Below are 12,063 nucleotides of genomic sequence, written 5' to 3' on the forward strand. Positions count from 1 at the left end.
ATGTGGACGAGCCGTCGCCGCATGTGGATTGGGCGTCCGGGGCCGTACGCCTGCTCAGCAGTGAAATGCCCTGGCCGCAACCCAACTTGGCAGGCGGCCCCCGCCGTGCCGGGATCTCCTCCTTCGGGGTCAGCGGCACCAACGCCCACATCATCATCGAACAAGCGCCAGAGGCAGAAACGGAGTTGGAACCGGAGAAAGCCCCGGCACCGGAGGAGGGAACGGAGCCGGCCCAGAGACGGGAGAAAGGCACAAGTGCGCCAGCGTCTGCCCCGGTGCCGTGGATCGTATCGGCGCGTTCCGAGAGCGCCTTGCGACGGCAGGCGCGAAGGCTGCGGCAGTTCGCGGCCGACGACGCGACGCGGGATGCCCTGGCGCGGAACGCCGCGGACCGGAACGTCACGGCCATCGCACGAGCCCTCGCCACCGACCGGGCGCTCTTCGAACACCGTGCCGTTGTCCTGGGCGATGGGCGGGCCGAACTGCTCCGGGGCCTCGACGCGCTGGCCACCGGCACACCGGCCCCGGGCATCGTGGAGGGGCCGGCCCGGGCCACGCCGTACCTCCGGCCCGCCCTGCTCTTCGCCGGCCAGGGCACCCAGCGCCCTGGCATGGGGCAAGAGCTCTACGGGACAGTCCCTGCCTTCGCCGACGCTTTGGACGAGGCGTTTGCGGCGCTCGACTCTCATCTGGACCGCCCGCTGCGGTCCGTGGTCTTCGCCGCGCCCGGCACGGCCGAAGCCGCGCTCCTCGACCGCCCCGGTTACGCCCAGACGGGACTGTTCGCCCTCGAAGTGGCCCTGTTCCGGCTGGTCGAGGCCCTGGGCGTGCGGCCGGAGTACCTGATCGGGCATTCGGTCGGCGAGCTTGCGGCCGCCCACGTGGCCGGCGTGCTCTCCCTCGCCGACGCCGCTCTCCTCGTGGCCGCCCGGGGATCGCTGATGGAGGCACTGCCGCCGGGCGGGGCGATGACGGCGATCCGTGCCTCGGAGGGTGAGGTGGCGCGTGCGCTGGCCACGGACGAGGCGGCGGAACGGGTGTCCGTCGCGGCGGTGAACGGTCCCAGGTCGGTCGTCGTCTCCGGTGCCGCCGAGGCTGTGGAGCGAGTGGCGGAAGGGTTCGCGGCGCGCGGCTGCAAGACCCGCCGGCTGCGCGTCGGTCATGCCTTTCACTCCCCGCTGATGGAGCCCATGCTGGAGGAGTTCAGGCGGACCGCGAACGCCGTGTCGTACGCCGAGCCCACCCTGGGCATCGTCTCGTGCCTCACGGGGCGGCCGGTGACCCCCGGCCTGCTGACGGACCCGGAGTACTGGGTGCGGCACGTGCGGGAAACGGTCCGTTTCGCCGCCGGCATGGAGTGGCTACGGGCCGAAGGCGCCGACGCGTTCGTCGAACTGGGCCCGGACGGAACGCTGTCCGCCCTGACCCAGGAGTCCGTCGGCACGCCGGGCACCGCCGATGCCGACTTCGACGCCGGCCCCGACCTCGATGTCGAAACCGTTGCCGAGTCCGGCCCCGCCCCCGCCCCCGCCCCCGTCCCCTTCACCGGTGACGCACCAGCGGAAGCTCCCGGGCCCGTACTGGCCGTGCCTCTCCTGCGCCCGGATCGCGCCGAGCCCCGTACGTTCCTCGCCGCACTCGCGCAAGTACACGTCAACGGGGGCACCATCGATTGGCCGGCCGTCATCGGCCCCCGCGCCTCCACCCGGGCGGTGGAACTGCCGACGTACGCGTTCGATCACCGCCGCTACTGGCTGGATCCCCGTCCGGCGGGCAGCGACGTGACGGCGGCCGGCCTGGACAGTTCCGGCCACCCCCTCCTCGGGGCCGCCGTCGAACTGGCGGAATCCCAGGGCCTGTTGTTCACCGGCCGCCTCTCGCTCCGCACCCACCCGTGGCTCTCCGACCACGTCGTGTTCGGGGTGGTCCTGCTCCCGGGCACCGCGATGCTGGAGCTGGCCGTCCGCGCCGCCCAAGAGACAGCACTGGGAACGGTGGAGGAGCTGACCCTCCAGGTTCCCCTGGCGCTGCCCGAGCGGGGAGCGGTCGTCCTCCAACTCGCCGTCGACGCCCCCGGCCCATCGGGCGAACGTTCCTTCTCCCTCCACTCGCACCCCGACGACGAACACGGGAACGACCGCCGGGACGGTCCCATGACGCTCGCGGCGGGCAAGGCCTGGACGTGCCACGCGACCGGCGTGCTCACCCCGGACGTCCTCTCCGGGCCCGGGCGGCAGGACGACCGTTGGGTTGCCCCGGACGCCCCGTGGCCGCCTCCGGACGCCGAGCCGGTGGACCTGGACGGCTGGTACGCGGACCTGGCGAGCGCCGGCCTGGGCTACGGTCCGGCGTTCCAAGGGCTGCGGGCCGCGTGGCGCCGGGCAGGGGACATCTACGCCGAGGTCGCCCTGGACGAGGAACAGACGGAACAAGCCGCGCGGTACGCCGTGCACCCCGCGCTGCTCGACGCCGCGCTGCACCCTGTCGTACTCGGTGTCGACATGACCGAGGACCGGGAGCGGGACGGCGGCCTGCTGCCGTTCTCCTGGAGCGGCGTATCGGTGACGACTACAGGCGCCCCCGCCCTGCGCGTCCGGCTGACCCCCACGTCCCGGGAGACCATCGCGCTGGAGGCCACGGACGGCGCCGGCCGGCCCGTCCTGTCCGCGCGGGCACTGACCTTCCGGCCGATCAGCGAGGAACAGCTCCGCGCCGCCCGCACCACGTACCACGAGTCGCTGTTCCGCATGGAGTGGAAGCCGCGGCCCGTGCCGACGGCCCACGGCGGTGACAGTTCCGTCAGCCGGTGCCGTTGGGCCGTCGTCGGCAGCGCGGTGCACGGAATGCGGGAGGCGCTCGACGCCGCGGGAGCCGCCTGGCAGCCGTACCCCGACCTCGCGGCGCTGGGCGAGGCCGTCGCCTCGGGTGCCCCGGCCCCCGACATGACGGTCGTGTCGTGCGGCGCCGAAGAGGCGACCGGGGAGGGCGACCGAGGGGAGGACACCGCCGGGAACGGCACTGGACAGAGTGCCGGTGGTGAGGTCGTGCCCGTCCCCGCCGTCGCGGTACAGGAGGCGGCCGGGCACGCCCTGAGCCTCCTCCAAGGCTGGCTCGCCGACGACCGGTTCGCGGACTCCCGGCTTGCCGTCGTCACCCGGGGCGCCGTGGCCGCGGACGGCGAGGACACCGTCTCCGGTCTCGCACACGCGGCGGTGTGGGGGCTCGTCCGCTCCGCCCAGAGCGAGAACCCGGGCCGGTTCGTGCTGGCGGACACCGACGGTTCGCGGCCCTCCCGCCAGGCCCTCCCGGACGCCCTCCTCACCGGCGAACCGCAGTTCGCGCTGCGGAGCGGTACGGCCCGCACGCCGCTGCTGAACCGCGTCGCCGTGACCCGTGCCCCTGCGCCCGGGACAGGAGCGGAGGCGGGCGCGGGCGCCGGGGCGGCGAGTGGAGACGGGACCGGCTGGGTGGACGGTGCCGGCACGCCGGTGCGATGGGACCCCGAGACCACCGTGCTCATCACAGGAGGCACCGGTGTCCTCGGCAGGATCGTCGCCCGGCACCTCGTGACCGCGCACGGCATCCGCCACCTTCTGCTCGCAGGCCGCAGGGGAGTCGCGGCCGCCGGGGCCACGGAACTCGTCGCGGAACTCGCGGCCCACGGTGCCGATGTCACCGTTCACGCCTGCGACACGGCCGACCGCGAAGCGGTGGCCCGCCTACTGGCCCAGGTGCCCGATCGGCATCCCCTCGGCGCGGTGATCCACATGGCGGGAGTCGTCGACGACGGCATCGTCACCTCACTGACCGCCGCGCGCATGGCAGCCGTACTCGGGGCGAAGGCCATCGGTGCCCTGCACCTCCACGAGCTCACCCGGGCCTTCGCCCCGGGCCTGCGGGACTTCCTCGTCTTCTCGTCCGCGGGCGCCAGCTTCGGGAGCCCCGGACAGGGCAACTACACCGCCGCCAACGCGTTCCTCGACGCCCTGATGCACCACCGGCGTGCGCAGGGCCTTCCCGGCCAGTCGCTGGCCTGGGGCCTGTGGGCCGAGGCCAGTGGGATGACCGGCCACCTCGACGCCACCGACCTCGCGCGAATGTCCCGCGGCGGGCTGGCGCCGCTCTCCAACGAGCAGGGCCTCGCCCTCGTCGACGCCGCCGGCGCCGTCGACGAGCCGCTCCTGCTGGCCACCCGGCTGGACATGCGGGCGCTCCACGCGCAGGCGGCCGCCGGTGCGCTGCCGCGCATCCTCCAGGGCCTGGTGAGGGTTCCCGCCCGGCGGGCAGGCGGGGATGGCGGAGACGCCGACGCGGCCGCCGCCCTCCGCCGTCGGCTGGACCGGGCGGCCGGCCCGGGCGAACGCACCCGGATCATCCAGGAACTCGTCCGCGCCCAGGCCGCCCTCGTGCTGGGGCACGGCACCGCCGAACAGGTCCCGGCCGACACGGAGTTCCGGGAGCTCGGATTCGACTCGCTCACGGCCGTGGAGCTGCGGAACCGCCTCAATTCCCTCACCGGGCTGCGCCTGGCGACGACCCTGGTCTTCGACCACCCCACCCCGGAAGCCCTGGCACGCCATCTCGAGGAGGCGATGGCCGAGGAGGACGGTGCGGGGGCCGCGCGCGGCCCGACCAAGGGGACGACGGGGCATGCGGAAGAAGACAACGCCGAGGGTGCCCGGGCGAATTCCGGCGGCTCCGGCGCCTTCGGTGACCCGGACGATCAGGACCGCCGGAACGAGCGCGCCGGTGACGATCGCGACGGCGACGGTGGTCACGACCGCGGCGACGGCGGGGAGTCGGAGGCCCGCCGCAAATACGGCCCCAAGGGGCAGCGCGGCGGGCCGCCGGAGGCGACGGTCGAGTCCCTGTTCTGGCTGGGCCACGACACCGGCCGGGTCAAGGAGTCCATGGACCTGCTGTCAGCGGCCTCGGTGTTCCGGCCCTCCTTCGACCGGGTGACGCCCGAGACGGCGCCGCAGTTCGTACGCCTCGCGCAGGGCGATCCCGCGGGCGGCCGTCCCGTACTGATCTGCCTCCCCACCGTGGCCGCGGTGTCGAGCGCCTACCAGTACGTGCGGTTCGCGGCGGCTCTCGAAGGGCTGCGTGACGTCTGGTACCTCCCGGCGCCGGGCTTCGTCGCCGGTGAGCCGCTCCCCGCCGACGTCGACGTCCTCATCAGGACGTTCGCCGAGGCCGTCGTGGACTTCATGGGCGAGGCGCCCTTCGTGCTGGCCGGGCACTCCGCGGGCGGCTGGATCACCTACGCCGTCACCCGGCACCTGGAGGGACGCGGTGTCTTCCCACGGGCCGTGGTGGCCATGGACGCCTGGCTTCCGGACGAGGGCATGGCCCCCGTGGCCTCGGCCCTCACGAGCGAGATCTTCGACCGCGTCACGCAGTTCCTGGACGTGGACTACGCACGGCTGACCGCCATGGGGGGATACTTCAGGATCTTCTCCGGCTGGACCCCGCCGGACATCGTCACACCCGCCCTCTTCGTGCGAGGGCAGGATGGCGAACAGAAGCCCCCCGTCTGGGGTGTTCCGCACACAGTCGCGGAAATCCGGGGGGACCACTTCACCATGCTCGAAAGCCATGCGGAAGAAACAGCCCGCTACATTCACGGCTGGATCGCACAGTTCGACGAAGAGCGGTGAACGCGCGCATGGACACCTCGCCGGCAGTGCCCGAGGAATTCGGCGGCATGATCATCCCTCGGGCCGATAGGGGCTACCCGGTGGGGACGCCCCGTCCGTAGCCTGCTTCTCGGGCGTCCCGGACACCGGTCTCACAGCCGTCATGCCGCCCCGGCCCGGGGTACCCCCGGGAACGCGGTGCATCCGCATCCGCGACCGCACATCGGAAACGCAGAGCCAGTCGGCTACAGCCCGGAATCCGATAGGAGTCCCGTATATGTCCTCCCGCCCTCCCGTTCCTGTCGTCCCGGGTGCCTGGCCGGTGGCCGGCCACGTGCCACAGCTCGCCCGGCGGCCCCTCGAATTTCTGAAATCCCTTGCCCGCTACGGCGACTTGGTGGAGATCCGGCTCGGGACCAGGAGCCTGTACGTGGCCACCCACCCGGAACTCGCCCGGGCCATGCTGGTGACCAACGCACACGACTTCACCCGCAGCAGCATGGTGGCCAAGTCGCTCAGATTCGTCGGCCCCATCCTTGTGGCCACCCGCGACGAGCCCCACCTGCGGCAGCGTCGCCTCATGCAGCCCACCTTCCACCGGGCCCGGCTCGACAGTTATGTCTCCAGCATGGCCGCGGCCGCAGAGGAGGTCACGGCCTCCTGGTCGCCGGGCGACGTGGTGGCGGTCGCACCGGCCATGACCGACGTCGCAGTGATGACGATGACCAAATCGCTGTTCTTTTCCGAGCTGGGGGCCGAGGCGGAGGCCGTACTCCGCAAGGTCGGCAACTCCATCCTCGAAGGGGCCAGGATCGCCAGCCTCGCCCCCAACCTCTACCGTCGGTTGCCCATCTCCGGGAACCGTTTCCTGCCCGCCGTGCGCACCGCCATCACCAACACCATCGAGGCCTACCGTGCCGACGGCCGGGACCACGGCGACATGCTCTCGATGCTGATGAGGGCCGAGGACGCCGCGGGTAACAGACTGTCCGACAGGGAGATCTGCACCGAGATCCTCGGGCTCGCCGTCGCGGGCATCGGAGGCCCGGCCGCCACCGCCACATGGGCCCTCTGCGAGCTCGGCAGGAACCCGGATATCGAACGCCGGGTGCACGAGGAACTCGACACCTTCGTCGCCGGCCTCCCGCCCACCCCCCAGGCGGTCGCCCAGCTGACCTATACGCACCAGGTCGTGAAGGAAACCCTGCGCAAGTACCCGGGCTGGGCCGGCATGCGCCGCGCCGTGCGTGCCACGCAACTCGGGGAGTACACGCTGCCTCCGGGCGCCGAAGTCATCTACAGCGCCTACGCGCTCCAGAACGACCCCCGCTGGTACTCGGACCCGGAACGTTTCGACCCCGACCGCTGGGACAGCAAGCAGGGTGGCGGCAAGGTGTCGAAGGGCGCGTGGGTCCCGTTCTCGGCGGGGGTGTACAAGTGCATCGGTGACGCCTTCGCGATCACGGAGACCGTCACGGTCATCGCGGTCATCGCCTCCCGCTGGCGCCTGCGCCCGATCTCGGGGCACAGCGTGCGCGAGGTCACGGAAGCCACCCATGTCCTTCCGCACAAGCTGCGGATGACCGTGGAGCCCAGGACGGCGCAGAGACGTCAGAACGCCGCTGTGTGACCGTGGCGCCCGCCTGCCCGTTTGGCCGCAGGCGACTCGGTCACGGGCGGGGCGGGCTCCAGGGACGCGGAGACGATCGCGGCGACCGCACCATCGCGCGGGAGCGACGGCGTACCTGTCGGTACGCACGCGGGACCCGCGGTCGTCTCCGCTTGCTCATGAGGCCGGTGTCGGGGCCCTGCTCAGGACGGTGTGTACGTGCGTGCGGGAGCATGCACGTACACATATGCATGGACTTCGCGAGCGCAGACGTGGACGCCTGCGCGGCGCCGCGCATGACCCTCGCCTCCGGACACCCGCATGCCGGTCGGGGCGCCGCTCCTCGGCACCCCGCCCGGCATGGCCCCGGCGCCTCCCGGTCGGGGCCGTGCCCGACACCTGGCCGTGTCAGACGAGCCCTTGGGCGAGCATCGCGTCGGCCACCAGCTCGAACCCGGCGATGTTGGCACCCGCGACGTAGTTGCCGGGCTGCCCGAACCGCTCCGATGTCTCGTGGACGGTGTCGTGGATGCGGCGCACGATGTCGCCGAGCTCCTGCTCGACGCGGGCGAACGACCAGGACTCCCGGCCGGCGTTCTGCCGCATCTCCAGCGCGCTGGTCGCGACGCCGCCCGCGTTCGCGGCCTTCCCGGGACCGAACGCCACCCCGGCCTCCTCGAAGATCCGTACGGCCTCCGGGGTGGCGGGCATGTTCGCCCCTTCCGACACGGCTCTCACACCGTTGCGCACCAACGCCAGGGCGTCCTTGGCGCCGAGCTCGTTCTGGGTCGCCGACGGCAGCGCCACGTCGGCCGGCACCTCCCACACCCGGCCTCCGGGCACGTAGCGGGCCGACGAGCCGCGGCGCTCGGCGTAATCCCGGACGCGCCCCCGCTCAACCTCCTTGATGTGCCGGAGCAGGGACAGGTCGATGCCCTTCTCGTCGACCACGAAGCCGTCCGAGTCCGACACCGTCACCACCCGCGCGCCCAGGGCGTGGGCCTTCTCGATCGAGTACAGCGCCACGTTCCCGGAGCCGGACACGGACACCTGGAGACCGGCCAGGTCCAGCCCGCGCTTCTTCAGCATCTCCGCCGTGAAGAGCACGTTCCCGTAGCCTGTGGCCTCCTTGCGCACCTGGGACCCGCCCCAGCCGGTCCCCTTGCCGGTCAGCACCCCGGCGTCCCAGCGGTTGGTGAGCCGCCGGTACTGACCGAAGAGGTAACCGATCTCCCGGCCGCCTACGCCGATGTCGCCGGCGGGGACATCGGTCCGGTCACCGATGTGACGGCTCAGCTCCGTCATGAACGCCTGGCAGAAGCGCATCACTTCGGCGTCCGAGCGGCCGCGGGGGTCGAAGTCACTGCCGCCCTTGGCGCCGCCCATGCCGAGCCCGGTCAGGGCGTTCTTGAAGATCTGCTCGAACCCGAGGAACTTCACGATGCCGAGGTTCAGCGAGGGATGGAAACGCAGCCCGCCCTTGAACGGCCCGAGGGCACTGTTGAACTCCACCCGGAAACCCCGGTTGACATGTGCCTCCCCATGGTCATCCGTCCAGCACACCCGGAACATGATCTGCCGCTCGGGCTCCGTGAGCCGCTCGATCAGCTTGGCATCGGCCAGCTCCGGCCGCGCGGCGAGCACCGGAACGATGCTCTCCAGCACCTCGCCGACCGCCTGATGGAATTCCGGTTCACCCGGGTTGCGCCGAAGGACTCTGGCGAGAAGAGAAGTTGGCATGGCAGCCCCTTCCATGAGCAACAAAACCCAACGTGCCTGACAAGACTGGCCAATTGACGCGATATCAAGCCCTGCTCATCCGACCGTAGTGAGGGCACCCCGCTGTCATGTACCCCTAGACCGCCCTCCCTTGCCCGGACCCGGCCGCCCCGGCGGGACCGTCACCGTCCACCGCCTCATGGGCCAGCTGCACGAGGCTGTCGACGTCCAACTCGTCGATCGAGGGAGAATCGGCGCCACCACCGCCGGCGGAGGCGGTGCCGAACGGGCCCCCGGCCGCGCCGCCCCCCGGGCCCGGGACGCCGTCGGCCTGCTGCTCGGCCAGCCGCACCAGCGCAGGCACCAGGCCGGCCTCCTCCAGCCGCCGCAGCGGGACGGCGGCCAAGAACCTTCGAAGGCCCTCCTCCCCTCCCCGGAAGCCCACCTCCGCGGCACCGCTGCCTCGGTCTCCGGCGGGGCCGGCGGCCGAGGGAAGCCGGCCGAGCAGGTGCCGCACGAGGGCCGCCGGAGTGGGGAAGTCGAACGCCATCGTCGAAGGGAGCCGGAGGTCCAGCGCGGCGCCGAGGCGGTTGCGGAGCTCCACCGACGTGAGCGAGTCGAAGCCCAGGTCCCGGAACGCCCTCTCCGCCCCGAGGGAGAAGGCGGCATCGAATCCGAGGACCGCCGCGACATGCGACTGCACCAGTCGCAGAACGGTGCGGTGCCGCTCGGCGTCGCCCTGCCCGGCCAGCCGCTCCCGCAGCGCCGCCGCGTTCGCGGTCCCGCCCGCGGCCGATGCCGGTACCGCCGACGACCGTTCGGGCATCCGGACGAGTCCGCTCAGGAACGGGGGAACTCCGGTCTCCGCGGCGCGGGCCCGCATCACCGCGAAGTCGAGCCGCGCCGGGACGAGGAACACCTCACCCGAGGCCAGAGCGGAATCGAAGAGTGCCAACCCTTCCTCGTCGAGCAAGGGCGTCATTCCCCCGCGGTTCAGCCGGGCGTGGTCCCTCACGTCGAGATGACGCGTCATGCCGCTGCCCTGCGCCCACAGCCCCCACGCCAGGGAAACGGCCGTCCGGCCACCGGCACGACGGTGATGGGCGAGAGCGTCCAGGAACGCATTGGCGGCCGCGTAATTGCCCTGCCCGGGGGAGCCGAGCACTGCCGCGGCGGACGAGAACAGGACGAACGCACCAAGAGCACTGCTCCGGGTCAGCTCGTGCAGATGCCATGCCGGAGCCGCCTTGGCGCGCAACACCTTCTCGAGCCGCTCCGGAGTCAGTGACAGGACGGTTCCGTCGTCCAGCACGCCGGCCGCATGCACCACCGCGGTCAGCGGATGATCCTCCGGAATCCCGGCGAGAAGCGCAGCGGTGGCATCCCTTTCGGCCAGGTCGCACGCGACGACGTCCACCGACGCACCCAGGGCGGTGAGCTCCGCCAGCAGCTCCCGCGCACCCGGAGCTTCCACGCCCCGGCGGCTCGCCAGCACCAGGCGCCGCGCCCCGTGAGACTCCACCATGCGGCGCGCCACCAACCCACCGAGGACACCGGTGCCCCCAGTGATCAGCACGGTGCCGTCGGGATCGAGCGCAGGGTCGGCGGGCCGGACGTCGGTGGCATCGCGCCGGGACGGCCGCGCCCTCTCGTCCGCTCCGGTCATCGTCTCCGTTCTCACACTCAAGTGCACCAGCCGCGGAGCGTGCATCTGGCCGTCCCGCCAGGCCAGTTGGGGCTCCCCGGCCCCGGGTACCCGCGACAGCACACGCCAGGGGACAGCCGCGGGGGCAGGTGCCCCGGGCCGAGGGGAGGAAGAGCCCTGACGCGACACGACAGCGGAGCCTTCGAGGTCCAGCAGAACGATCCGGCCCGGATTCTCCGACTGCGCCGAACGGACCAGCCCCCACACCGTCGCACCGGCGAGATCGGTGACGTCCTCCTCGGGCCCGGCAGCAGCCGCGCCACAAGTCAGCACGACGAGCCGGCTGTCGGCGAACCGCTCCTCCCGCAGCCACTCCTGCAACAGGACCAGCACCTCCTCCACGAGCGAACGTGCCGCGGAGTACGGGGTGACAGCAGGGACGTGGGCCGGAACGATGGCCTCCGAGGACGGCGAGTCGTCCCCGCCATTACGAGGTTCACCGTCACCAGTACCGGGCCCGGCCGCGTGGAGGAACACGACCGCGGGGACCGGGTGACCGGCGTCGAGCGCACGCAGCAGCGAATCCCAGTCCGCGTATACATGCGCCCCCTCGGGAGCCGTCGCCGGAACGACCGGGGGAAGACCGGCCCCGCCCTCGCCGTGCGGGTCCCGGGCCGTCAGCAGCCAGTTGTTCGCGCCGACGAACGCGCATGTCTCGGCAGCGAACGGTGAGGCGGCCGACGCCGCCACCATGACCGGGGCGTACTCCACCCTGTACAGGGGCGACCGATTCGCGGAACGTGCCGACTGCACCTCCTCGGTGGACACGGGGCGCAGCACCAAGGACTCGACGGACGCGACAGGGTGTCCATCGTCGTCCACCACGTCGATGGCCACGTCGGCGATCATGCCGGTTCCCGCGTCGGTGCCGCCGGCTGTGGAGTGGGCCGTCGACAGCCGGACCCACACATCAGTACCGGCGGGTGCGGACGCGTGCAGCCTCACGCCGCGCCAGACGAACGGCAGGTGGGCGGAGGGTGTCCCGCCGATCGCCGGCCGAGCACCCAGGAGGTGCAGAGCCGCGTCGAGCAGAGCGGGGTGCAGTGAGAACGACGAAGTGTCTCCCGTTCCACCTTCGGGGAGCGAGACATGGGCGTAGAGATCGTCACCGTCCCGCCACGCGGCGCCCATGCCACGGAACGCGGGACCGTACGACAGCCCGGCCGCGTCGAGCCGCTGGTCCAACTCCTCCAGGTCGACGGGAACAGCCTCCGGCGGAGGCCAGGAAGTTGGCCGAGATCCGTGGTCGGTGCGGACATGCTCCTGAGAGTCCCGGGGGCAGAGGGTTGCCGTGGCGTGCCGCACCCAGGGAGTGCCGTCGTCGGCGGGTGCTTGAGTGTGGGAGTGGATGGTGAGTTCGCGTCGGTTGTCGGGTCCGGGTGGTGTGGTGG

4 protein-coding genes are annotated in these 12,063 nt (G+C 72.1%); 2 read left to right on the forward strand and 2 right to left on the reverse strand.

The features are described from left to right. The first annotated feature begins 23 nt into the window (after positions 1-23). A complete protein-coding gene (locus I5Q34_RS34235; RefSeq protein WP_307811792.1) occupies positions 24-5,660 on the forward strand; it encodes a type I polyketide synthase in 5,637 nt (1,878 codons plus the stop codon). Between the two features lie 256 nt (positions 5,661-5,916). Further along, positions 5,917-7,269 carry a cytochrome P450 gene (locus tag I5Q34_RS34240; RefSeq protein WP_199896405.1) on the forward strand — a complete coding sequence of 451 codons (1,353 nt, stop codon included), beginning with the start codon at positions 5,917-5,919 and terminating at the stop codon, positions 7,267-7,269. Positions 7,270-7,656: 387 nt separating this feature from the next. Here I5Q34_RS34240 and gdhA read toward each other — a convergent pair whose 3' ends face one another. Both gdhA and I5Q34_RS34250 read right to left on the reverse strand, forming a co-directional pair. Continuing rightward, positions 7,657-8,988 carry an NADP-specific glutamate dehydrogenase gene (gene gdhA / locus I5Q34_RS34245; protein WP_234429959.1) on the reverse strand — a complete coding sequence of 444 codons (1,332 nt, stop codon included), beginning with the start codon at positions 8,986-8,988 and terminating at the stop codon, positions 7,657-7,659. Positions 8,989-9,103: 115 nt separating this feature from the next. Beyond that, a partial coding sequence (locus I5Q34_RS34250) for a type I polyketide synthase (RefSeq protein ID WP_199896407.1) occupies positions 9,104-12,063 on the reverse strand: 2,960 nt, incomplete at its 5' end.

The organism is Streptomyces sp. AV19, from assembly GCF_015999245.1.
In the GTDB taxonomy this organism is placed as follows: Bacteria; Actinomycetota; Actinomycetes; order Streptomycetales; family Streptomycetaceae; genus Streptomyces.